Here is a 25,619-nt window from a genome sequence, read left to right on the forward strand (position 1 = left end):
ATGAAACGATTACTGATTGTTATAACAGCGCTTGGTTTGCTCAGCGCTACTGCCTGTAAGAAATTCCTGGACACTAGACCGGAAGATTTTTCGGTCCCTGAACAATACTACAATACTGAATCACAACTCAACGATGCACTCGCCGGAGTGTATGCATCGCTCACCACTACTTCTACATACGGATTGTATTTGTCGCTTTTTCTGCAGCACGGCAGCGATGAAGGCGTTTATAAGAACACCTCTGCAACCGCCAATGCCATGGTGTATGATCACAATTCTGCCGATTCGTATATCGAGCAGACCTGGCGCGATCTCTATATCGGCATCAACAGGGCCAATTACCTGCTGGCCAATGTGCATAAGCCCGCGATGGATGAAAGGAAACGGAATGCCATCAAGGGTGAAGCGCTTTTCCTTCGTGCATTCATGTATTACCAGCTTGTCACCAACTGGGGTGATGTGCCCCTGTTCCTGGAGCCAACTGTAGACAGTAGAAAAGTGAACAACCCGAAAACGCCTGCCAGGCAGGTGTATGACCAGGTGCTGAGTGATATGAAGGAAGCCAGCACGCTCGTGAATGGCTATACCGAAAACGGAACGCCTGTACATATTTCCAAAACTGCCGTACAGGCAATGATGGCCAGGGTATGTTTGAAGATGGCCGGAGAACCACTGAAGGACATTACAAAATATGAAGAAGCGAGAGCATGGGCGGACAGCGTGATGCAATCCGGGATCCATTCGCTGAATCCCAGCTATCAGCAAATATTCACCAATGAGTCCGCTGATCTTTACGATAACAACAGCAGGGAAGTATTATGGGAGATCGAGTTCTACGGAAACAATGTGGGAGCGCTGGAAATGGGCGGAAGGTTCGTGAATTATGCAGCAGTCACCAATAATAACAAAGAGGCCGGCATCGGATACGGAAGGGTTGGCGCATCGGGCTATCTGCATAAACTCTATGATATAGCCGATCTGCGCCGCGACTGGGCCATTGCTCCCTATACCTTCAGAAGCAACAACAGTTTCGAGGAAGTGCTGAAAGCGCCCACCGATATTTATACGAGAGGGATCGGCAAATGGAGAAGAAAGTATGAAACAGTACTGCCACGCAATACAGATTATGGTCCAACCAACTTCCCCGTGATCCGGTATTCCGATGTATTACTGATGTATGCAGAAGCTGAGAATGCGCTGAACGGTGCTACAGACGCGGCCTATGCAGCTATCAACCAGGTAAGGAGACGCGCTTATGGATTTCCTTCAACACAGCCTGTTACAGCTGTTTCAGTAGTGAACAGCATTGTATTGGCGGCAGCAGGTAATACCGGTTACACCAATACAACGCTCACGATCCCTGTAAGTCTCTCCGGTGGCGGCGGCGCTGATGCTGCTGCTGCGGCAACCGTGAGCTCCACTTCAGGAAAAGTCACATCCATTGCAGTGACCAAACCCGGTATCAATTATACCAGTGCACCATCTGTAACGGTTGGAACAGCCTGGGCCGCCAATACTTTGTATCCTGTGGGTATGCAGGTATTCAATGAAAATCGTTTATACACTGTTACTGCTGCGGGCACATCCACTACAACTGCGCCTACCCATAGCAGTGGGGCCTCTTCACCTGCCGTCACAGGTGCAGTGTTCACCTATGCGGGTGTGCCTGCAACCGGTACGGCCACCATCGCCAGTTATACAGTTGATCTGGCTACCGGCCTTTCAAAAACTGATTTTCAAATTCAGATCATGAACGAAAGGGCCAGGGAGCTTTGCTTTGAAGCTTTACGCAAAGGCGACCTGATCCGCTGGGGCAAATTCCTGGAGCAGATGAAAATGATGGAGACAGATATCAAACAAAACGCCCCGGCCAACATGCAATACACCACCAGGGCCTATACCAATGTGGGAGAAAAACATCTGTTACAACCGATCCCCAGTTCTGAACTGGCATTGAACAATGCGATGGAGCAAAACATATTGTGGAAGTAAAGCCCTTACCCCGTCATGAAAAATTTCCTTCTTTCAGGAATGTTCACAGCATTCCTTTGCAGCTTCATTGCCTTTGTTACCAAAGCTGAAGAATTGATCATCGTAAAAAATGGACAGCAGGCAGTGGTTGTTGTCGGCAAAAACGCCAGCTCTGTTGAGCAATATGCGGCCCGTGAATTACAACGAACCATTCAGTTGATGAGTGGCGCGATGTTGAAAATAGAAAACGGGAATGAACGGATCCCGCGGATCGTGATCGGTACGCCTGCATCACAGGACGAGATTGCGCGGCTGGTGAATGAAATGAAATTGCAGGGAGCAGGTGAAGAACAATTGGCGGTATATCGAACCGGGAATACTTTGTTCCTGGCCGGCAATACGCCCCGGGCTGCCTTGTATGCCACTTACACTTTTCTAACTGATGTGCTGGGCGCACGCTGGTACTGGCCGGGAGCTTCCGGTGAATACATTCCCGAAAGAAAAACGATCACCATCGATACACTGCAAATTTCCGATAGTCCTGATCTTGCCATTCGCTCACTTGCCATCACCGGCGTACCCAATGGCGATCCTGATACAGATACCTGGATGGCGAGGAACAGGTTGAACCTCGTTTCTTCAAGAGCTGGGGGCGACAGTTCGGGAAAAATAATTCCTGTGAGACGGGAGAAAGGGTTCCTGATCCGAATTGCGGGGCATAATGTTATCCTGCCAGAACCATTGTTGCGCGAGCATCCGGAATACCTGGCTGAAATAGGTGGGAAGAGACAGTTCCATCCGAGGAACGCCTCGCACCTCTGCTGGAGCAATCCGGCTGTGCAGGATGAAGTGGTGAAAATGATCGCTGGTTGGTGGAAGGAAAGTCCATATCCCGATATTGTACATTTTTATCCCGCTGATCAAACCTTGTATTGCCAGTGTGGCAATTGCAAAGCGATGGGCGATATCAGTACCCGCTGGCAGAAATTCTCCCGGATACTGATCGGCAAGCTGGAAAAGATTGTCCCGGGCAAACGCTACTGGACCTATGCCTACCTCGAATACAAAAAAGTCCCCGACACCGTACCTGCCCCTTTCGAATTGATACCTTATGCGCTGTATGATGTGAGTTATCGTCACCTGCTGTCTGGCAACAGTGAATACAATAAAGAGTCCATTGCAGAACTTGATGGCTGGATGAGTAAGGGCGTGAACACAGGCATCAGGGGATACGAGTATATCATTTTCAAAGAACCGATGCTAACGCCGATGGTTAGCTGGGTAGTTGATCAGATGCGATGGGCGCATCAACGGGGGCTTACAGCTTATATGTCGGAATTGCCTGCTTTTAATATGCCGGCCAATACTGCGCCTGAGCATACTTACTGGAATTGCAGCAGGCTTGCATTGTATGCGGCAACGCGCGCAATGTGGAATACAGATATTACTGCGGAAGAGGTCGTGAAAGACTGGTGCGCTACTGTTTACGGCCCTGCTGCTGAAGAAATGGTTCAGTATTATTTTGATCTGGAATCTGCCTGGCGCAACAATCCTGAAAAGATCACACTGTTCCTGAATTCCGCAGTGGCGCATGTAGATGATATTTTTTCAGATCCGCTTTTTCAAAAACTGGAGTATCAATTTGAAGCATCTGAAAAAAAGATAAGATCAATAACTGATAGCAGGCAAACAGTAAGGATAGGATCGCAGCTGTCGCTTGAAAAAAAGATGCTGGCCAACTGGAAAAGGCTTTTTGAGCTGAAGCACAGGAATGCCGGCATTCATACAATGGATACTACAAAAAAAGGAATACTGCTGTATGATGCAGGGCAGGATAGTAGTCCATTGTCCATCGCATTGCAGGAGAACGGCTGGGATGTAAGTATAGAGTCAACTGATCTGCTGAAGTTCAAACCTTACCTGCAAACCAGGGCATCGGTGATGTTGCTTCGATATTCAAAAAATGGGAAAGCAGAAAAATGGAATGCAGATACATTCATCAGGAAGAATGTAAAACGATACATTGAAAAAGGTGGAGTGGTAATTCTGGCTGTCAGTGGCGATATTCCTGTGAACAACTGGTTTCCCGGCGTTCCCGCCGTAAAATGGTCGGGCGCAGAACCAGTAAAGTTCAGGAAAACAATTCAGTTGCAATCGGGCAGATGGCAGACATGGCCGAATGATCTGGCGGAATCGCTCAATAAAGGGTTGCCACCGAATAAAGGATTCAGGCCTTTGTCTGAAGGATGGGAAACCCTTGCTGCCATTCCAATGTCAGGTGGTAGCGATGCCGGTTGGTTGTTGCGTAAGAAGATCGGCAAAGGCTGGCTGGTGCTTACCAGCGCCCCGATGGGATATGAAGGCGGATTTGAATTGCTGAGTGGAAGGAACGCGGTAAATGTTGTAAAGCTGATTGAAAACCTGCAGGCAGATAATTCTGATAAATAATTCTGACAAAGATGTTTCGATTCAAAAAAAGATATTTCCTGTTTTGCATTTGCCTGTCTCTCTTTGGGGAACAGGCAAGTGCACAACAGGAATTCGATGGTCTGCGTGGCACACATAACTGGATCGGATTCAGTGATGCATGTAATTCATTGTACCATCATCTTGCCCAACAGGCTTACCATTACCTGGAACAGCGCGCCAAAGGAATTGCAGGTATCAAAACCCTGGCACAATGGAAAGAGAGACAATTGTGGACAAGGAAAAAGTTGCAGGAAGTAACCGGCGCTTTCCCTTCGCGGACCCCAATGAATGAAAAGATCACAAGAACAATTGAGAAAGAAGATTTCAGGATAGAACATATTATTTATGAATCACAACCGGGTTATTATGTTACGGCTTCGCTTTTCATTCCATCGAAAATAAAGGGGAGGATGCCGGCCATCATTTATTGCAGCGGGCATTCCAACACCGGCTACCGTTCTTATCAGAATATTCTGGTCAACCTGGTTAAAAAAGGATTTATCGTTTTTGCCTTTGATCCGGCAGGACAGGGGGAACGATTACAATATTTCAATCCATCAACAGGTAAATCGGATTTTCAATGGCCTGCCTGGGAGCACTCTTATGCAGGAGCGCAGGTATTCCTCACGGGCAATACACTCGCGAATTATTTTATCTGGGATGGGATCCGTGCAGTGGATTATCTGCTTACGAGAAAGGAAGTGGACAGGAACAGGATCGGCATCACGGGCCGCTCCGGTGGCGGTACGCAGGCTGCTTTCATTGCGGCTTTTGATGAACGTATTACTGCAGTTGCCCCGGAAAATTATATCACCAGCTTTCAACGATTGTATCAATCCATGGGGCCGCAGGATGCAGAACAGAATTTTTTCAACGGCATTCAACAGGGGATCGATATGGCAGACCTGTTGCTGGTGCGCGCTCCAAAACCAGCTTTGATCATTGCCACCACGCAGGACATGTTTCCCATTCAGGGGACTATTGAAACCCTGCGCGAACTGGAAAGGATTTATAACGCGTATGATCAACCGGCTCAATGCAAAATGGTGACGGATGATGCGCCGCATGCCAGCACCAAAAAGAACAGGGAAGCAATGTATGCATTCTTTCGCCGTGTGCTGAATAATCCCGGCGATACAACCGACCAGCAATACAAACCGCTGACTGCTGAAGAGTTGAAAGTGACTTCAACAGGACAATTAACTACCTGCCTGAAAGGAGAAACAATTTTCAGTCTGAACAAAAAAGAGGCTGAGCTAAAAATGCAGTCGCTGGAAAAAAAGAGAAACTATACGCCGGGGTATTTTTCTGCAATAGTGCAAAATGCGAAAAGTTTATCAGGTTATCAGGAACCGGACCAGCTTGCTATACCCGTCTTTGCAGGAAGAGCAGAACGGCCCGGTTACAGTATAGAAAAATATCTGCTTAAAGGGGAAGGGGATTACATGATCCCGTATACTGTCTGGAAGCCTGCAATACCATCTGATAAAGTTCTTATCTATCTGGACCCTTCAGGAAAATCCGCCGATGCTGCTACAGGGGGGCGATAGAATGGTTTGTAAAAAAAGGCTTGATGGTGCTGGCGCCGGACCTTCCCGGAACAGGAGAACTGGGGCCGGGAGCATTCAAAGGTGATTCCTATATCGATAGTGTGTCTTACAATCTCTGGTTCTCCGGAATGCTGACGGGAAGAAGTATCGTAGGCATTCAAACCGGAGAACTGATCAGGCTGGTGAAATGGCTTCAGCAAAACTATCATGGTACTGAAATTTACGGCCTCGCTAAAAAGCAAATGGCTCCGGTAATGCTGCATGCGGCTGCATTTGATAACAGCATCCAAAAACTGGCCTTGCTGGGCCCGTATATTTCATGGCGGTCGATCGTTTGCAATGAGCGCTATGATCCTGCATTCCTGTATAGTACTGTGCCGGGCGCAATCGGTGTATACGATCTGCCTGACCTGGCAGCTTCGCTGGCTGGAAAAAAATTGTTGCTGGCCGGTATCACTGATGGAAAAGGGCATACGGATCCCATCGACATTGAAAAAGATCTTTCAGTGATCAGAGCTGCCTATAAGGGAGAGACGCAGCATAACTTACAGATACTTCCATTCACTTCTTTTGAACAAATGAATGGCCAGCTAAGCAACTGGCTTGAAAAATAATTTACAGCTATGAAACCTTCGATCTTGCAATTTGTCCGTACAGTTTTTCGATCCCCTGTGGTCCTTTTCCTTTTATTATTTTTAGCGAATCAGCAGGGATTTGCAAAAGATTTTCCCATCACTCAGTATGGGGCCAAACCTGGCCTCACTTCACTGAATACGGTGAGCATCAACAAAGCCATTGAAGCCTGTTTCAGAAATGGTGGCGGCCGTGTGATTGTGCCAGCTGGGATTTTCAGAACAGGCACCATCACGATGAAAGACCATGTGGAACTGCATCTGGAAGCGGGCGCTGTATTGCTGGCCAGTACTGATTTGAAAGATTTTCCGGTGCAGGCGCAACCCCGTTATCGCTCGCAGAAGGATCCCGGTGGCTGGCGCGCCCTGATCTATGCCAATGAAGTAAAGGATATTGCCATCACCGGCCGCGGAACCATCGATGGCAATGGCGCAGCACAGAAACCGGATCCTGATTCGAAATACAAAAGCGATATGGACGGCCGTCCCCGCAACCTGCTTTTCATTTCCTGTAATAAAATAAAAGTGGAAGGCATCACGATGCGGAATGCCGGGATCTGGAATCAGCATTACCTCGATTGTGAGGATGTTGTGGTAGATAAGATCAACGTGTACAATCATGCCAACCGAAATAATGATGGGATCGATATCGATGGTTGCCGCCGGTTCACTTTATCCAATTCCACTTTCGATACGGATGATGATGCCATCGTGTTGAAAAGTACTGGCGCAGCAGGCTGCGAGAATGTAGTGATCACCAATTGCATCGTTTCCAGTTTCTGCAATGGCATCAAGGCAGGTACAGAATCCACCGGCGGATTCAAGAATATTTCGATCTCCAATTGTATCATCAAACCCAGCAGCAATACCCATCCGCCGATCTATGGTACGGTCCGCGGTATTGCGGGACTCTCTCTTGAAATTGTAGATGGCGGCCTGATGGACGGCGTCAGTATCACCAATATTACTATTGAGGGAACCGACTGCCCTTTGTATGTCCGTCTCGGCAACCGCGCAAGGAAACATACGGCTGCTGCGCCGGAACCACCGGTGGGGCGCATGCGCAATATCGTTATCAGTAATGTGGTAGCATACAATACAGGAAATTATTGTTCGTCCATAACAGGTATACCAGGGCATTTTGTAGAGAACCTTTCGCTTTCCAATATCCAGTTCCTCCACAGGGGCGGCTTGCAGGCCGGTGCTTATATCGATGACATGAGCAAAGTAGTGGAAGATGAGCAGGGGTATCCGCAGCCTACTGTATGGAAGGAACTGCCTTCATCGGGATTGTTCATCCGGCATGCTAAGAATATCCAGGTGAATGGTCTGATGCTGAATGCTGCTGCTGCTGATCCCCGCACGCCTGTGATGGCGCAGGATGTGGATGGACTGCAGATCCAGGGTGTAAACCTGACGAAGAATTTCACCGCGCCGGTCTTCTTTAAAGGCGATAAGGTGAACAATGTAAAAATAGACAGGCCGCTGGGTTGGAACAAACAGGTGTGGCAAGTGCCTGAACCTGCTTTGAAGGAAGTGGATGTATGCGTGTATGGCGGCAGCTCTGCCGGCGTTATGGCTGCATACAGTGCCAGGAAAATGGGAAAGACGGTTGTTCTGATCGAGCCGGGCAAACATGTTGGTGGGCTTACCAGTGGCGGATTAGGCTACACAGATATCGGCAACAAGTTTGCCATCAGTGGCCTCTCGCTGGATTTTTACCGCAGACTGGGAAAGCATTACGGGAATTTCGAGAACTGGATCTTTGAACCTTCTGTAGCGGAAAAAACTTTCAAAGAATATTTGCAAACAGCCGCTGTGCCGGTATTGTATGAATATCGTTTGAAAACTGTACAAAAAGAAAAGGAAACAATTTCTTCCATTATTATCGAATCTTCTTCCGGTGCGCAGGCTGATCAGTTGATCAAAGCAAAAATGTTCATCGATTGCAGCTACGAGGGCGACCTGATGGCAAATGCAGGCGTATCGTACACGGTAGGCCGCGAAAGCAATGAGGAGTACAAAGAAACATACAACGGCGTTCAACTCATGGATGGACACCAATTCCCGGATGGAATCGATCCTTACAAAATAAAGGGAGACACCAGCAGTGGTCTCTTATGGGGAATTTCTTCGAATCCATTAATTGCCACCGGTTCCGGTGATCAACAGGTGCAGGCTTATAATTACAGGATCTGTCTGAGTAATGATCCTGCCAACAGGATCGCAATCCGCAGACCGGCAGATTATGACAGTTCCAGGTATGAATTGCTGCTCCGTTTTATTGATCAGGCCAATCCGCCTGATCTAAAGCCCATCCTGAAGATCGATCTGATGCCCAACAACAAAACTGATATCAACAACAAGGGACCTTTTTCAACCGACATGATCGGTATGAACCATCAGTATCCTGAAGCGGATTATGCAACCAGGGAAAGGATCAGGTGGGAACATGAATCATACACGAAGGGACTGCTCTATTTTATTGGCCATGATCCCCGCGTTCCGCAAAAACTGCGTGAGCAGATGCTGCAATGGGGCTATCCCAAAGATGAATACGAAGACAATGATCATTGGTCGCCACAACTCTATGTACGCGAAGCAAGGCGCATGAAAGGTGCTTATGTAATGACCCAGGCCAACTGTGAAGGCAGGTTGAGTGTGGACGATGGCGTTGCCATGGCGGCTTACACGATGGACTCACACAATTGTCAGCGCATCATTATCGAAAAAAATGGAACGCGCATGGTGAAGAATGAAGGGAATGTGGAAGTGGGAGGATTTGGCCCTTATCCCATCGCTTACAGATCTGTTACGCCAAAGCAATCGGAATGCAGTAACCTGCTGGTGCCTGTGTGTTTATCCGCCAGTCATATCGCCTATGGTTCAATCCGCATGGAACCTGTATTCATGGTGCTGGCACAATCATCGGCCATTGCTGCTTCACTGGCCATCGATCAGAAAATACCGGTACAGCAGGTTGATGCAAAAAAGATCCAAAAGATCATGCAGGCCAATCCATTGCTGGATGGCACTGAGCCTGATATTTTGGTAGATGATTCAGATAGCGCCAACACAAGAATAACAGGATCATGGAAAAAACAAACCCGCAGAAGCTATGGCCCTTCGATGCTGGTGAATGATACGGCTACTAACGGAGAAGCATCCGTGCTTTTTATCCCTGCCATCAAAAAAACAGCACGCTATTCTGTGTATACTTATTTACCGAAGCTGCCCGGGATTGCAGATGAGATACAGGTGGAAATTCATGATGGAAAGAAAACACTGCGCAAAACAATTAAACCTCATGAGATCAAAGTGGCTGGTCAGACTTCCGGTGAATGGATTTGGCTGGGCGACTATGATCTCTCCATCCGGAAAGCACCCTGGGTCCGCATCTCCGGGATGGAGGGAAAGGTTTGGTAGTGGCTGATGCAGTATTGCTGAAGATTGTGGAATGAATTCTACATATTGATCGTTTTCCTGACAAAGCAGTCTCTGCCAGGACCGCTTTGTTGATTTAGCTTAGTATTATGTTTGCGAATCCGGCAGCAATAATTACCTAACTTTAAACAAAATACACTGAATGCAAAACTGGGAGCTTTCCTTCTCATCACTGCTTCCGATCTCATCCGCCGGCAAATCGATCCTGAATGCACTACCCGTTGCAGTTTATATCTGTAATGTGGAAGGACAGATCACTTTTTTCAATGAGGCTGCTGTGAAACTTTGGGGATATGAACCGGATCTTACAGATGAAACACTCAGGTATTGCGCCTGCTTTAAAGTGTTTGCAGACGGTGTGCAAATCCGCCCTGACCAAACACCAATGGCCATTGCACTGCAAAACGGACTGCCGTTCAAAAATGTACAGGCGATCGTGGAAAGGCCCGATGGCACCAGGTTCCATGCTACAATAAATATCAATCCTCTGTTTGATGAAAATGGACAATTGATGGGAGCCGTGAATGTTTTCCAGGATACCTCCGACCTAAAGGAAGCTGAACAGAAACTACTCCATGCGAAAGTCTCCGAGCTCACGGAGATGGAGGAGATGTATCACAAGATGATCGGGGAAGTGGAGGATTATGCCATCATCCTGCTGGACGCCAATGGCATAATCCGTAACTGGAACAGGGGTGCGGAAAAGATCAAAGGGTATCGCGACCATGAAATCGTCGGAAAAAGCTTCCAGGAATTCTATCTCGAAGAAGACAGGAAAGCGGGATTGCCATTGAGCCTGCTCGAGAATGCCAGAAAAAGTGGAAAAGCAATTCATGAAGGATGGCGTAAAAGAAAGGACGGGAGCGCATTTTGGGGAAGCATCGTACTCACTGCATTGCATGATGAAGCGGGAAAGACAATCGGTTTTTCAAAAGTTACCCGCGATCTTACTGAACGAAAACTTACTGAAGACCGCGTGAAAGAATATCTTCAGCAACTGGAATTCCAGAACCGTGAGCTGGAACAATTCGTGTACGCTGCATCGCATGATATGCGGGAACCATTGCGGAAGATCCATTTGTACAATAGTTTCATTGCAGAAAATAATGGAAATACACTTGACGAACAATCAAGCATCTTCCTGAACCGTTCCATCAAGGCCACCAGCCGGATGAACAGGTTGATCGAGGATCTGCTGGCCTATTCACGCGCAACATCCAAAACCAACCAGGAATCCGTTGCCGACCTGCAGCGGATCATCGATGAGATCGAAACAGGTTACAAGGAAGATCCAATGATGGCCGGTCTCGTGATCCGCAGGAACGATCTTCCGAAAATTACAGGTGTTCCCTTTCAATTAAAACAACTTTTTTTCAACCTGATCGATAATGCCATCAAGTACAAACATCCTGACAGGAAAGTGGAGATCGATATAACCTTCCGGGTAGTGAAAGGAACAGCCCTGCTTCAATTGCCTGATGCTTCCAAAGATTATCTAGAACTAACGGTGAAGGACAATGGACTTGGTTTCGATCCGGAATACTCGCAGAAGATCTTCGAGATCTTCCAGCGATTGATACCTGCTGCTTCCGTAAGAGGATCAGGCATGGGGCTGGCCATTTGTAAAAGGATCATGCAGAACCATAACGGGATCATTGAAGCCGATGGTGTACCCGGAGAAGGCGCCAGTTTCAGATTGTATTTTCCTCAGGCGGATCAGGCCCTGCAAAACCGCAATAGCTTCCTCGCCAGATCGTAACATTCCTGGAGGTGGAAGGGTTTGATCAGGTAATCGGTAGCGCCGTTATTCAAACATTCTTCGATATGCAAAGGAGCATTGGAAGTGCTCAGGATTATTTTGGGTGTGCTGGAGTAGCGTGCATCTTCATTCAGTGAAAGCAGTAACTGCGCGCCATTCTTCTGAGGCATATTGTAATCGAATACGATCAGTGAAGGCGTTGGTATAGAATCGTCCCCCATCAAATATTGTAAAGCGGAAATCCCATTGCTGAAAAGATGTAGTTGCACCCCTGGTTCGATGGATTGAATAGCCATCTGCAGAAGCTCCAGGTCTTCAGCGTCATCATCTGCCATAACAATATGTATCGGGCTGTCTGTCTTCGTCATACTAAACAAAATTGGGAAAGCGGGCAAAACAAATTTAAGGAATTTGAAGTCCCTGCCCGTATTTTGATTTTGTGTAGCATTTATCCCGGGAGCTGCATTGAACCAGTTATTGAAATTCAATAAGACCAGTCGCAAATGTCAGCTGCCTGTGATTGCAGGGCTTTGGCGTGGGCAAGCGGCCTCTGGTAATATTTTTTCCATCATCACCACAATGCTTGTTAACTTCAGGAAGCATTTTTCATCAATACGGAATAATATGCAAACAATGTCGCAACTGCAGAAAGGGGAAGCGCTGAAAAAACTGCATCAGCGTTCAGGCATATTCGTTATCCCTAATGCCTGGGATGCAGGTTCGGCCAGAGTGCTGACAGGACTTGGGTTTGAAGCTATCGCCACTACCAGTGCCGGACTGGCGTTTGCCAGGGGAAAGCCGGATGGGGAAGGGGCGCTCACTAAAGGTGAAACCTTTGAAAATGTGGCGGAGATCATTGCAGCCACCTATCTTCCTGTGTCTGCAGACCTGGAAAATGGTTATGGTGATGAACCGGAGGATTGTGCCAAAACCATTCTGGAAGGAGCGGTGCTGGGACTTGCCGGTGGTTCCATCGAAGATGCCACGGGCAGGCCGGGTGATCCGATCTATCCTTTTGAGCTGGCTGTGGAGCGGGTACGCGCTGCCGTGAATGCAGCCCGCAATCTGCCTTTTGAATTCACGCTGACTGCAAGGGCCGAAAATCTGATCTATGGCAGGCCTGATCTGAAAGATACCGTCAACCGGCTTGTAGCCTATGCTGAAGCAGGGGCAGACGTCCTTTTTGCTCCTGGACTTTCCACCCGCGAAGAAATTGAAACCGTAGTGAAAGCTGTAGCTCCCAAACCTGTGAATATTGTGATAGGACTGGGCATCACACGCTTCACACTGGAAGAGCTCGCATCCTTCGGCGTAAAAAGAGTAAGCCTCGGTTCATCGCTTGTAAGGGCCGCCTATAGCGGTTTCTACAAAGCCGCAGAGGAAATCAAACAAAACGGAACATTCTCTTACAATACCGGAACCCTCAGTTACGGAGATATCAATGAAATGCTCAGGTAAGTAGTTATTGTTTTTTCAGCAGAACTGTTTTGGATTGCACAACCAGGGTATCGCCATTCCTTAATCGTGCAAGGCATCCAGGATTGAACATATTCCATACGTCTCCATTGGCACTTGAGCAGGCTGAGTAGGGGTGATTATCGTTGGAGAATGCATAACTCAGAAAAGGGGCAGTCAGTGTTCCGGCTTTAACATTCAGCACATAATCGAAAGAAGGTGTATAAAACGTGCTGTAACCGCCCGCATCGGGTATGGATACTATATTCAATTTGTTGACGGGATACTGCAGGATACTATCTCCCATTTGCATACACCGGAAGTTGGGGTTGGGCATCTGCCACAGCGTTTTACCAACCCAATTCAACAGGTACCGGCCATTGCCGGTCTGCCTATAACTCATTTCCATGGTCATTGGCTGACCGGGATATTTCACGGTGGCTTTTCCCGGCTCCAGTGAAATGGTCACTAGTCCGGTTTCCGGCTCTTCCGTTTGTGCCGATTTGAAAAAACGCTGCAGATCTCTGCTGGCAATATACCTGTTGATCAGCGACTGATCTGTTACTTCACCATTACCTGTATACATTTTGACGCCTGCTATCAGAATTTTGGATGATACGTAGTTGCCGGATGGCATTTGGTCATCGCCGCTTTTGCTGCAGGCGCTAAGGAGTGTAAGGGTGGCTGCCATTGCAGCGAAGCAAATTTGTTTCATAGTAGAATAATGAATGCCAAACTAAGAATGTTTTGGCTGAGAAGCAAACGTATTACAGCCATCTTCTCACCCGGCGGCAATAATTAATATACTGTTCACCGAAGTCCTTTCTCAGCCTGGGCTCTTCATAGAAAATGATGAAGAGATTGAATGCGATGAAAATAGAAACAGTATAAATGAATAATGCAGTGACGGGAACCAGTAAACACTCTCCGGTAAGTATGCTCATAACGCCGATATACATGGGATTTCTTGAATACCTGTAAAGTCCTGCAATTACAAGTTCTTTTGTAGGATCAGCAGGAGAGAGCGTGCCGCGGCCGTCTGTGGCAAAACGGATGATGCATAGTAAAGTTATGATGACGCCTGCCAGCAGTAGCAACAGACCTGCATACCGGACAATGGAAAAATCAGAAAAAGTAGAATGGTTGATGGATTCCCTGACCAATAGCCAGGGAATCAAACCCGCCACCATCCCAGGTTGCAGGATAGTGAAGAATAAGTTTCGCCAGAATAGGGATACATTTCCTGCCATACTTAAATATAATAAGAATTTTCCGCTGATGCCAGCCGGGACTATTTGCGTTTGTAGCCGGAAATATAGCTGGAAGGGGTCATTCCTGTTACTTTCTTGAAAACCCTGTTGAATGTGATGGTATTGTTGAAGCCGATGGAATAGGCGATAGAAGAGATGGAATCGAAATCCCCGTTGATGATCCTCTTGCAGGCTTCATTGATGCGGATCTCATTCAGAAAGCTCATATAGGTTTTCCGTGTATGTTTCTTGAAGTACTTGCAGAAAGCATGTGGAGTGATATGCGCCACTTCGGAAACTTTCTTCAGGGAAATATTTTCCGCGTAGTGCTCAACGGTATACTGATAGATATCGTTCATGCGCAAGCCTTCGCTGTCTGTGAATGAATACTTGGAGAATCCATTCGACAGGGATTTCCAGTCTTTCACTTCATTGGCGAAGAATTGCAATAGCCGGAAGAATTCGAACAGTCTTTCTGCCCTGTCTGTGGTGTTGATCCTTTTGATCATGAGCGAGGCCATACCGCAATATTGTTCCGGTAACTGATAGCCATTGCCGGCATTGAGCAGGAATTTCCGGATACCATCCAGTTCCTGCAGATTCAGGATGCCTTTGAGAAGCGAGTCCTGGTCGAAGTAAACATGGATGGCATGGATATTATTTTCCTGCTGGTTTTCGAAATAATGTGCGTCGGCTTTGAAGATATGCGGTTGATTGGCGCCCAGCAGGTAAACCTCACCGGGTTTGAAAGGTTGTGTGTAATTTCCGGCAATGAAAGTGCCTTCGCCCTTGATGATCAACGTGATCTGGGCTTCGGCGTGGCGGTGATAATAATTGTAAAAGTAGGGAAGTATGTCTTCCTGTACCGCCAGAGAGCCTTTTTGGACAATCGGAACCGTAAATTGGAGGACTTTCATTAAACCAATATTACCAATTTTTACAGAAATTAGCCAAATGAAGGATAATTTCTGTTTATAATTCGCTAATCAGGGTAAGCTTCAGCCGTAAACTAGAGGGAATGGGCCGGGAAAACGGGATAATAATTGATGGTTACAATTGTTTTGCTGTAAAATCGTTTTTGGATAGCCTGATTTTATCCGGATTATCGTCTTACCAACAGTTATCAGACCATTCATGAATTCAGATCTCCTTGTAATACCCCTCTTCCTGTTTCAGCTACTCATCACCGTTGTGATAGAATCCCTGGTGCTTTATAAATTCGGGTATCACTCCATGCTGGCCTCTCTTGTATTTGCTTCGCTGGCCAATACCATATCTGTTGTTACTGGTGGATTGTTGCTGATGCAGACCGCTGAACCCCTGCTGGCGTCTCCTTCCTTTCCCTGGAACCTGGTGCTGATCTTTTGCATGCAGGCGATGCTGGTGGAGTTCATTGTATTGAAGCTTTGCCGGAAAGATTTCCCCGCATCCCGCCTGGTGCTTCCTGTATTGCTGATGAATCTGCTTTCTACTATTCCACTTTATTTTTTGCTTTCGTAATCGCAGTAGTATTTTTATTGTAGAGAACGATAATATTGTAGTTTTGCGACATTACTTTTCAAACCTTATCCTTCCGTTACACAGGTGATACCGGCAACGCTCTCTCTCGAAACCATTGCATTAAACCCGCCCGTTCAAACCGGGCCTGAACCTTATGAAAGTAGTTGTACTGTATTCTATCCTTTTATTATTTCCAATTAGTCTTCTTGCACATGATTCCCTGCAGTACACTGTCCGGCAGTATACTGATGAGAATGGTCTGCCGCAAAACAGCGTAAAGGCCATGGGCTTCGACAGAAGCGGTTTTCTCTGGATGAACACGGAGAATGGCGTTGTACGATTTGACGGACAATTTTTCCGCTCCTTCAATAAGAATCAACTTCCGCTGAGGAGCAGCCGGATGTCATGGCTGCTTCCTGATCTCCAGACCGGCGCACTGATCAGTGTTACTGAAAGGAACCAGTTGATCTGTATGCAGGACGGCCAGGCAACTTTACTGACGGATCACTATTTACTTTCTGAAATTCCTCTTGGACCTGATATACATGACGACAATTACAAATTATATAGTGCGCTGGGTCTTCCCAATGTGTTCTCCAGCCTGATCAGAATTGAAAAGTACAAGATAAGCACGGCGGTGGACAGGTATTATTTACTTACCAGCGATTCCATCATTGCCCGGGACAAGGGAAAGATGGAATTCTCTTTACAATATAAGGCTGGAAATTACTGGGAATTCTTCCTGGTGGGAAACAGGTTGTATCAGATTCAGGGTGTACAGATCAAATTGATAGAAGCCGGTCAGGTCATTGCAACGGGACAATTGCAGGGAGATATTCGTCAGCATCCCGGTTTCCTTAACGGCAAGGTGCAGCCGAAAATTTACTGGAGCACCAGTGCTGGACAGGTATTTGTAGTAATGGATAAATCGCTTTACATGGTGAAGCCCGGAGCAAAAAACGGCCTCACTACGGAGCTGCTGATGCGTGATTTCGATTATGAAGCAAACAGGATCACAGTTGTTTGTTATGACACCCTTTACAAGCGCATCTTCATGGGGAGCCAGACGCGCGGTCTGTTCGTTTTCACAAGGAAACCTTTTTTCACCATGCGCTCAGGCCAGTCCGATGCAGATGAAGTGTACTACGCACAGGCCCTTGTGGGGGAGAACAGGATCCTAACGCCCCAGGGATATTTGTTCAACCTGCAGGATATACATGAGGTATTGCCGGAATTCAACAAAAGGATGCGGGAAGACAGATCCAGTATGGTGCTGGACCATAATAAGAATATATGGGTGAAGCACCGGACGATGCTGTACTGTTTTGATCCCACAGGCAGGAAACTGTTGAGGGAATTCAGTTATCCTTATAATATCACCATGCTGTATGAAGACCAGGACAGCAACCTGATCGTTGGCATCAAAAGGCGGGCGGCCTGGCGTTTCAGCCTGAATGATCCTCTTGCAAAACCTGAGGTGGTATATCCTTCAATAAAGGACCTCTGTTATATCCAGGAAGAAGGGAAACTCAGGATGTGGATGGGCTGCGGAAATGGTTTGTACAGTATAGATAAATCAACCGGAAAGATCGATTCCATCAAAGAGTTATCGGGAAAGTATATACGAAGTTTGTATGTGCGCCAGGAAGGCGAGATCTGGATCAGCACCCATGAAGATGGATTTTACCTTTACGATGGAAAAAAGCTGATTGCCATGCCCATGGACAAAGGCGGATACCTGGCTTCAGCGCATTGTGTGATTGAAGATGACAATGGCTTTTTCTGGATCACTACCAATAAGGGATTGTTCCAGACTGCAAGGCAGGACCTGCTGGATTATGCGGCAGGAAAACAGCACAGTCCATTTTATCTGTATTACGACAAATACACTGGTTTCAATACGAATGAATTCAACGGCGGCTGCCAGCCTTGTGGCCTGAAGCTCAAAGGTGGTTATTTCTCCCTGCCTTCGCTCAATGGCCTGGTGGTGGGAAATCCATCGAAGCTGGTGCCGGAAGTGCCTTCGCTCAATCTCTTCATAGACAGGATCGAGATCGATGGTCAATCCATTCCGCTGGCCGATACCATCTCGCTGGACAATCATTTCGATTTTTTCCGGCTCTTCATTACCACTCCTTATTTTGGTAATTCTTACAACAGGCATCTTGATTTTTCGCTGGTGAAGGATGGAAATGCCGGCACCTGGTTGCCGTTGGATGGCGATGGAAGTATCAAGCTGTCTTCCCTGGCTTCGGGTTCCTATGAGATCAGGATCCGGAAGGCGAATGGATTTGGCGCCGATAACCACCTGGTGAAAAGCGTGTTGCTGGTGGTTCCGCTGGCGTTCTATGAAACTGTCTGGTTCCGTTTGCTGATGGCATTGCTGGTGATCATCGGATTCTTTTTGTACATGCGCATAAAGCTGCGGTATATCCGCAGGAAGAATGCGCAACTGGAGGAGAAGATCGATGAACGCACACAGGCTTTGCAGGCAACGCTGAAAGAACTGCAGCAATCGGAAGAAAGCATGCGCAGGCAAACGCGGATGCAGGAACGGATGATCGCTGCCATCACTCATGATATCAAAACACCGCTCAAATATCTTACCGGAGCAGCCAGGAGATTGTTCGAAAGCACAGAAGGGGAGAAGACCACCGATGATAAGAAACGAAGCGCCCACCTGATCTACGAATCCGGTTACAGGATGTATCACCTTACAGATAATCTGCTTCAATACATCAAGCTGAACTCTTCACAGGGCAGTATTGTAATGGACAAGCTCTGTTTGAATGTGCTGGTGGAAAACAAGCTGCAGATCTTCAATGAGATCGCTGCGGAGCAATCCACCAGGATCGAGAACAATATTCCCAGGGATACTTATGTGCTGAGCAATCATCACCTGCTGGGGATCATGGTACATAACCTGATCGACAATGCAGTGAAGGCCACTTTCGATGGCGTGGTGAAGATATCGGCAACCACAGATGATGATACTGTTTGCATTCGTGTGGAGGACAGCGGTTTTGGCATGAGCAAGCAAACGCAGCAATGGTGTAATGACGAAATGGGCACTGCCGGATCGGGCAATGGCATTAGCAGCAAATCGGGATTGGGGCTGATCATTGTCAAGGACCTGGTGGCTCAGATGAAGGGACGTGTGCGGGTGAGTGATGGGAAAGAAGGGGGAACGGTGGTGGAGCTGATCTTTACAAAATAAAAGCAGCGGATCAGGATGCCTGTCCGCCGTACAATCTTACTTTTTCTGCCAGGTCTATCACATTGGCAACATCCAGTTTATCGAAGATCCTCGCTTTGTAAGTACTCACAGTAGATATCTGCAGGCTGAGCATGCTGCCGATATCAGCTACGCTTGAGCCTTTGATGAGTAATTGCATCACTTCCATTTCACGGTTGGAAAGGGATTGCAGTGGGTTCTTTGCGATGTCTGATTTTGTATTGAGGCCGTTGAGCAGGTGTTGCCTTACGGTGGAGCTGATGTATTTCTCATTGTTGAGAATGGTGCGGATAGCGGTTTTGAGGTCTTCTTCAGGTGAATGTTTCACCAGGTATCCGTCTACTCCTGCCTGCAGGTATCGAAGTGCGAAGAGTTGTTCATCATAACCGGAGAAGATCAGGATCCGGATCTGGGGTTGGTGAAGCCGCACTACATCAATCATCTGGAGGTTGTTTCCACCGGGGATATTGATGTCGAGGATAAGCAGGTCAAACCTTTGCTGGTTTAATAATTTAAGGACCTGACTGAAGTTCTCTGCTTCGGATACGTGAACACCAGGCATAAGGTCTTTTATGATCAGGGTAGTTCCATAGCGTACGATCGCGTGATCATCCGCAATCAAGATGTTCGGCATAGTGTGTGTTTCAATGGTTTTCAGAACAGAGCGTTGCCAAACCAGGTTACCCGTTATAACCAAGTTGCTAAAAAACGGTGCCAAGATACAATATTATTTCTACACGTATTCCTTCAACAATATCGAAGTTTTACTACAACAATATTGAACTGCTACTACATCTCTTTACGAAATGTTAAAATATATTTGTGTTGTCGATCGGATATACCGGTTCTCAACACACGAAGATCAGTCATAGTTACAGCAGAGGATTGATCATTGGTTACTTACTCTGATAGCAGCTCCACTTTTTTCAACGGCAATCCTGCCGGATTTTTCATTATTTCATTTTCTCTATACCAATCGCCAATCCTTTGTAAAGCCTGCTGCGCATATATTGCGACAGTATCGTTTTTCCAATATCATTTCGAAAAAATGTGCTTGCCTGGTGCATTTCCATGCAACCGGTTTTTATTCGCAGGTCAGAAGCACTGTATAACTAATGACTGATGGTTCCGGTTCCCCGGAGCCATTTTCATATAGAATAACTACTATTTCATATAGAGCTAATACTGTGAAATAGAATTAATACTACAATATCTTCGTAAATCTCTTACCTGATTCTTCTTTGTCATTAAGTAATTTTGCAGCCGTCAGGATCGGAATTCACCATCAATGTGAACATAACGATCGGATCTAAAAAAAAATAAATGAGAAGAAGAATTTTACCCCTCGCGGCCTTCGCGATGCTGTTCGCTTCTGTTGCATCAGGCCAGGAAATCTCCAGGAAGAAAGGAAAGCTTATCGGCTTCAGTGTAAACGCCACCGACTTCAAAACTCCCAACGACATCAAAGCCACTTCTTTCAAAGACACCTGGAAAAAAGGTGACTGGCATAATTTCAAGAATCATGATTTCGGATTCTCGCTCATGTACTGGCAGGGAATCACCAACAAGATCGATTTCTCAGGCCGCTACAATGGAGTGTTCACCAACTATTCCAAAAACGGCTCTTCCAATGAGTACTCGAACGAATTCGAAGGATCACTGCATGCACGCCTGTTGAATGACAACTACACCGTAAACCCTTTTCTCACTGCAGGTGTTGGAGTAGGTAATTACGGCAGCAGATGGTCTCCCTATGCTCCGCTCGGTATCGGCGCACAGGTGAATATCGCTGGTCTTACCTATATCTTTGTACAGGCCAACTATCGCCTGGCGTTCAACCAGAAAAAACATGACGATAACCTGTTCTGGTCTATCGGCTTCACAGAAAATATCTCCAAACCTAAAAAGTCCGAGCCTGTAAAAACAGTGCCCATCCCTGTTATCGAAGCTCCAAAAGACACTGATGGCGATGGCGTGGTAGACAGTCTGGACGCATGCCCTGATATCAAAGGCCTGGCCCAGTTCCAGGGTTGCCCTGATACTGACGGCGACGGTGTACCCGATAAAGATGATAAGTGCCCCGATGTAAAAGGACTGGTGCGCTACAACGGCTGCCCCATCCCTGATACAGATGGTGATGGTGTGAACGATGAGGAAGACAAATGTCCCAATGTACCCGGAGTTGCCCGTTACAATGGTTGTCCTGTTCCCGATACCGATAAAGACGGTGTGAATGATGAAGAAGATAAATGTCCCAACCTGCCCGGCCCCAAAGAGAACAATGGTTGCCCTGTAGTGAAAGAGGAAGTAGTGAAGAAAGTGAATGTAGCAGCAGGAAAGATCTTCTTCACCACCGGTACTGCCAAACTGATGGCCAAATCAAATGCCTCCCTGGATCTGGTAGCTGCTGAAATGAAGAAAGATGCCGACCTCAAACTGAGCATCGAAGGTCATACGGACAATACCGGTACTGATAAAGTAAACCAGCCGCTGAGCGAAAAACGCGCACAGGCAGTTCTGGCTTACCTGAAATCAAAAGGTGTTGATGAAAGCAGGATGAATGCAGCAGGTTTCGGTTCTGCCAACCCCATCGCTGACAACAAAACTGCCAAAGGCAGAACACTCAACAGACGTGTAGAGCTCAAACTGAGCTATTAAGATAGTTCTTGGATCATGGTTCAAAATCGGATGCTGTTCAACAGGTACAAAGAATAAGCATCCAGGGTTTCTTGTAAAGGTTCCATTCTTATCCTGGCCCCGTTTTCACGGGGCTCAGGAAAGAGTGGTTTTTTTGTTTATTGACATTCCTCAAATTGCCTTTTTCGGTTATCCGGCCTGTTCATGCGGAAAATGACCCCGTTGATGGAATGTATAGAGGCATTCGTGTACTATCTCCCAAAATAAAACAGAATCAATGTTACTTTGATATAAACCGTGCCGGTATGGCATTTGGTTTTTCTCATGTACAGTTTGAAACTGGTTTTCTGCGAGAAGTCTATCTGGTTTCGAATCGCAGGAAATTGGTGTGACAACCCCGTTTAAGTCACTAAGGAAATGTATCTACATTTCCTTTTTTCTTACCCTTACAGCTTTCTTCACTTTCACTGCTGCCGGAATTCTTTCTCCATTTTTTGTCAGTTTTTCTACCAGTTCCAGCAGGAACTTCAACAGTTCCGATTGTTCCTTCAATGATATTACTATTAGCTTCATGTTAGCAGCAAGCGATGGATCGATCCGGGCGGGAAGAAGCTTCCCGGTTTTGACGGAACTTTGCTTTTCAGCGATGGGCACATAATCGTATTTGATCTTTTTGAAATAACGGAGAATGATATCCGTGGAATTCCTTTTCGGTTCTGCTTTACCGGCAATCCAGTTGTACACTTTTGAAAAACTGATCTTCTGGGAGGTAGCGAAACTGCGCACATCTGTTTGTTGCTGGTTCATCGCTTTCACCAGCTCTTTTACGATCTGGGGGATCTTTCTGGGAGGATTGGCCGGCAGCCTGATAGGACGGTGCTTTTTGACTGACATGAACAAATTGTTTTTTTGTTTGAAAATGGAATAACAGAACTGCGGAATGCAGGCATTGAAGCGCTTGCAAAGCAGATCATGGCATTGCCATTTCATCTCAGAAAAAAAGTTGAAAGTAAAAAGCGGGAGATCGCTTTTTGATGGATCCTGGTTGGTTTGATGCCGAAGATAATGAATTTAGCTTTCGTTCCTTTCCGATTTTTTAGTAATTTTTTAGCCGCTACAGTTAAGGATCTTGCCAATTGGCCGGACAAGTATGGCAAAATGATTGACAATTGGTATGTCTTGCAACAATACATTCACACAAATGTCCCTGTTATGAAAAAGTCCCGCAGATCGTTTTTGAGAAATACTGCGCTCGCCGGCGCCGGAGTGCTGGCGGCCCAATCCGGAATCAGCGCCTTTCATTATCGCCGTATCCCGGGAGCCAATGACCGCGTACGCGTGGGTGTGGTGGGTTATTCAGACCGCCATCGTCAATCCCATATGCCCTGTTTCATGAACCATTACAAGGAATTGAATTTCGAAATAGTGGCTGTATCCGATATATGGAATAAAAGACGTGAGGAAGGCGCATCGGCCTGGAAGGAAAAAATGATGCGCGATGTGATCGCCTGCCGCAACAATGAAGAAATGTATGGAAAGAAAATAGTGGACGCAGTGTTCATCAGTACGGCCGATTTCCAGCATGCGCTGCATACCATCGAAGCAGTGAAGGCAGGTTGCGATGCATACGTGGAAAAACCTTTTGCCGAAACGATGGAAGACAATCGCGCTGCGCTCAAAGCCGTGAAGGAAACGGGAAAGATCGTGCAGATCGGATCACAACGCAGAAGCGGCACCAATTATCATGCAGCCAATGAATTCATCCGCAGCGGAAAGTTTGGTCCGCTCACCATGGTAGAACTCACCTGGAATGTGAACCAGCCCGGACGCTGGAGAAGACCTGCATTGCTTGACCAGATCAAGGAATCGGATACAGACTGGAAACGTTACCTGCTCAACAGGCCCTATGAACCTTTCGATCCGCGTTTATACCTGGAGTATCGCTTGTTCTGGCCCTATTCATCCGGACTGCCAGGGCAGTGGATGAGCCACCAGATAGATACCGTGCACTGGTTCACCAACCTCCCGCATCCGCGAAGCGTGGTAGCCAATGGTGGCATCTACATGTGGAAGGATGGCAGGAAGAACTGGGACACGCTGATGGCAGCCTTCGATTATGGACCGCTGGACGATCTGAGCAAAGGTTTCCAGGTTACCTTCGGTTCGCGTATGCATAACGGTGATGAGAAACCCGCAGAGATCTATTATTCCAACGGAGGCGAACTCAACCTCAATACCAATAAAGTATCTCCCGCCGGCGGCCTTACCGCCAATCATGCGAAGGCAATGAAGATGGAAGCCAACCTGCTGCCTGAACAAAGTCTCGGCGCTTCTGTTGCCGTGTCTGCTTCAGCCAATACCGGTGGCGATATACTAACGAGTAACCATGTACGCAACTGGATGGAATGCGTGCGCAGCCGTAAGCAGCCCAATGCACCGGTGGAAGCAGGTTACAGTCATTCCATCGCTACCATCATGACCACAGCTGCTGCGCGTACTGGCGAGAAAGCCACATTCGATACCAAAACGCAGGAAGTGATGGCCGGCGGTAAGATCTTCAAATACTGATCCTTAAAACCAGTCAAATGAGAAACCTTAACAGATCGATAGGCGGAATACTGTTTGCGCTGGGCATTGCAGCCGGTGCATCCGCACAGGACGCTGTGAAATTTGAAAAGAAGAAAAATGAAAAAAAGATCGATGTGCTGATCGGCGGTCAGCTCTTCACATCTTTCCTGTATCCCGATACTTTGGAAAAGCCTGTATTGTATCCGGTGCATACAGCGGCAGGAACGATGGTCACACGTGGCTTTCCAATCATCCCGCAGCCCGGTGATCCCACGGACCATCCGCATCATATCGGAATCTGGTTCAACTACGAAAGCGTGAACGGTCTCGATTTCTGGAATAATTCTTACGCCATTCCACCGGCACGCAAACCGAAATACGGTTGGATCAAAACGCTGCCTGATCCTGTTGCCAAAGGCAACCAGCTGAGCTACCGCGCCAACTGGATCAACCAGGCAAAGGATATTCTGCTGGAAGAATCCACAACACTTCAATTCAGCGGCAGGAGTGGTTTACGGATCATCGAACGCACCACTGAGCTCAAAGCAAGAACTGAAGTTGTTTTCAAAGATGTGAAAGATGGTATGCTCGGTTTCCGGGTGGCGCATGCATTGCAGATCCCGGAACTGAAAGACAAAGAATATAAAGATGAACATGGTGTGGTAACGGTAGTGAAAGGGCAGGCTGACAGTATCGCCAATGGCAATTACCTCACCAGTGAAGGAAAGCAGGGAAATGATGCCTGGGGCACCAGGGCCGGTTGGTGCAAGCTCTACGGAAAAATGGGAAATGATTCCGTGAGCATTACTATCATCGATCATCCGAAGAATGTGAACTATCCCACCTGGTGGCATGCGCGCGGATATGGCTTGTTTGCCGCCAATCCACTGGGTGAAGCTGTGTTCACCAATGGCAAAAGCTCCACCAATCTTACATTGAAGCCGGGCGACAGAGTTACTTTCCGTTATCTCATTATTGTACAAAATGGCATTCAAACACTCAGCCCTTCAGAATTGAATCTGCTTGCCACTTCTTTCAATATGTAAAACACTACGGCATTTGATTTTTGATAAGCGCAATCCGGGTTTCTATCCGGATTGCGTTTATTTATTAAGGGCTGTTTCTTAAAAATCACATATTTGGGCGATA

18 protein-coding genes are annotated in these 25,619 nt (G+C 47.0%); 12 read left to right on the forward strand and 6 right to left on the reverse strand.

Annotated features, from left to right (window positions below; all coding sequences use genetic code 11):
* From FSB84_RS18845 to FSB84_RS18875, 6 genes are all read left to right on the forward strand, one after another.
* Window positions 1-1,992 carry a RagB/SusD family nutrient uptake outer membrane protein gene (locus FSB84_RS18845; RefSeq protein ID WP_130539450.1) on the forward strand — a complete coding sequence of 664 codons (1,992 nt, stop codon included), beginning with the start codon at window positions 1-3 and terminating at the stop codon, window positions 1,990-1,992.
* A gap of 15 nt (window positions 1,993-2,007) precedes the next feature.
* A complete protein-coding gene (locus FSB84_RS18850; RefSeq protein WP_130539451.1) occupies window positions 2,008-4,419 on the forward strand; it encodes a DUF4838 domain-containing protein in 2,412 nt (803 codons plus the stop codon).
* 11 nt (window positions 4,420-4,430) lie between these two features.
* The gene (locus FSB84_RS18855; protein ID WP_147122268.1) at window positions 4,431-5,990 is read left to right on the forward strand and encodes an alpha/beta hydrolase family protein; all 1,560 of its coding nucleotides are present in this window, start codon (window positions 4,431-4,433) and stop codon (window positions 5,988-5,990) included.
* A 23-nt stretch (window positions 5,991-6,013) separates the two neighbouring features.
* Window positions 6,014-6,604 (forward strand): hypothetical protein, encoded by a 591-nt coding sequence (locus FSB84_RS18860; RefSeq protein WP_147122270.1) that lies wholly within the window; start codon window positions 6,014-6,016, stop codon window positions 6,602-6,604.
* A 9-nt stretch (window positions 6,605-6,613) separates the two neighbouring features.
* Window positions 6,614-10,048: an FAD-dependent oxidoreductase gene (locus tag FSB84_RS31145; protein ID WP_225979823.1), complete on the forward strand. Its 3,435-nt coding sequence runs from the start codon at window positions 6,614-6,616 to the stop codon at window positions 10,046-10,048.
* 160 nt (window positions 10,049-10,208) lie between these two features.
* On the forward strand, window positions 10,209-11,825 hold the full coding sequence (locus FSB84_RS18875) for a PAS domain-containing sensor histidine kinase (protein WP_130539453.1): 1,617 nt from the start codon (window positions 10,209-10,211) through the stop codon (window positions 11,823-11,825).
* Here the strand turns inward: FSB84_RS18875 and FSB84_RS18880 are convergent.
* The gene (locus FSB84_RS18880) at window positions 11,783-12,193 is read right to left on the reverse strand and encodes a response regulator (RefSeq protein ID WP_130539454.1); all 411 of its coding nucleotides are present in this window, start codon (window positions 12,191-12,193) and stop codon (window positions 11,783-11,785) included. The genes FSB84_RS18875 and FSB84_RS18880 overlap by 43 nt on opposite strands.
* 265 nt (window positions 12,194-12,458) lie before the next feature.
* Between FSB84_RS18880 and FSB84_RS18885 the strand changes: the two genes are divergently transcribed.
* Window positions 12,459-13,283: an isocitrate lyase/PEP mutase family protein gene (locus tag FSB84_RS18885; protein ID WP_207234187.1), complete on the forward strand. Its 825-nt coding sequence runs from the start codon at window positions 12,459-12,461 to the stop codon at window positions 13,281-13,283.
* A gap of 4 nt (window positions 13,284-13,287) precedes the next feature.
* Here FSB84_RS18885 and FSB84_RS18890 read toward each other — a convergent pair whose 3' ends face one another.
* The 3 genes from FSB84_RS18890 to FSB84_RS18900 are packed head-to-tail and all read right to left on the reverse strand — an operon-like array spanning window position 13,288 to window position 15,447.
* Window positions 13,288-13,995: a hypothetical protein gene (locus FSB84_RS18890; RefSeq protein ID WP_130539456.1), complete on the reverse strand. Its 708-nt coding sequence runs from the start codon at window positions 13,993-13,995 to the stop codon at window positions 13,288-13,290.
* Between the two features lie 52 nt (window positions 13,996-14,047).
* On the reverse strand, window positions 14,048-14,530 hold the full coding sequence (locus FSB84_RS18895; protein ID WP_130539457.1) for a methyltransferase family protein: 483 nt from the start codon (window positions 14,528-14,530) through the stop codon (window positions 14,048-14,050).
* 41 nt (window positions 14,531-14,571) lie between these two features.
* Window positions 14,572-15,447, reverse strand: coding sequence for an AraC family transcriptional regulator (locus tag FSB84_RS18900; RefSeq protein ID WP_130539458.1), 876 nt, complete (start codon window positions 15,445-15,447; stop codon window positions 14,572-14,574).
* Between the two features lie 217 nt (window positions 15,448-15,664).
* On the opposite strand from FSB84_RS18900, the gene FSB84_RS18905 reads away from it, so the two are divergent.
* Window positions 15,665-16,030 (forward strand): hypothetical protein, encoded by a 366-nt coding sequence (locus tag FSB84_RS18905; RefSeq protein WP_130539459.1) that lies wholly within the window; start codon window positions 15,665-15,667, stop codon window positions 16,028-16,030.
* 154 nt (window positions 16,031-16,184) lie between these two features.
* Complete coding sequence (locus FSB84_RS18910; protein WP_130539460.1) at window positions 16,185-19,247, forward strand: sensor histidine kinase; 3,063 nt, start codon at window positions 16,185-16,187, stop codon at window positions 19,245-19,247.
* A 10-nt stretch (window positions 19,248-19,257) separates the two neighbouring features.
* On the opposite strand, the gene FSB84_RS18915 is transcribed toward FSB84_RS18910, so the two are convergent.
* The gene (locus FSB84_RS18915) at window positions 19,258-19,899 is read right to left on the reverse strand and encodes a response regulator (RefSeq protein ID WP_130539461.1); all 642 of its coding nucleotides are present in this window, start codon (window positions 19,897-19,899) and stop codon (window positions 19,258-19,260) included.
* Between the two features lie 689 nt (window positions 19,900-20,588).
* Here FSB84_RS18915 and FSB84_RS18920 point away from each other — a divergent pair.
* Window positions 20,589-21,923 carry an OmpA family protein gene (locus FSB84_RS18920; RefSeq protein WP_130539462.1) on the forward strand — a complete coding sequence of 445 codons (1,335 nt, stop codon included), beginning with the start codon at window positions 20,589-20,591 and terminating at the stop codon, window positions 21,921-21,923.
* 402 nt (window positions 21,924-22,325) lie between these two features.
* Here the strand turns inward: FSB84_RS18920 and FSB84_RS18925 are convergent, their stop codons facing one another.
* Window positions 22,326-22,796 (reverse strand): hypothetical protein, encoded by a 471-nt coding sequence (locus tag FSB84_RS18925; protein WP_130539463.1) that lies wholly within the window; start codon window positions 22,794-22,796, stop codon window positions 22,326-22,328.
* Window positions 22,797-23,114: 318 nt separating this feature from the next.
* On the opposite strand from FSB84_RS18925, the gene FSB84_RS18930 reads away from it, so the two are divergent.
* Window positions 23,115-24,470: a Gfo/Idh/MocA family protein gene (locus tag FSB84_RS18930; protein WP_130539464.1), complete on the forward strand. Its 1,356-nt coding sequence runs from the start codon at window positions 23,115-23,117 to the stop codon at window positions 24,468-24,470.
* Window positions 24,471-24,487: 17 nt separating this feature from the next.
* Window positions 24,488-25,516: a DUF6807 domain-containing protein gene (locus tag FSB84_RS18935; protein ID WP_130539465.1), complete on the forward strand. Its 1,029-nt coding sequence runs from the start codon at window positions 24,488-24,490 to the stop codon at window positions 25,514-25,516.
* Window positions 25,517-25,619: the final 103 nt, after the last annotated feature.

The sequence above is a fragment of the Pseudobacter ginsenosidimutans genome, from assembly GCF_007970185.1.
GTDB lineage: Bacteria > Bacteroidota > Bacteroidia > Chitinophagales > Chitinophagaceae > Pseudobacter > Pseudobacter ginsenosidimutans.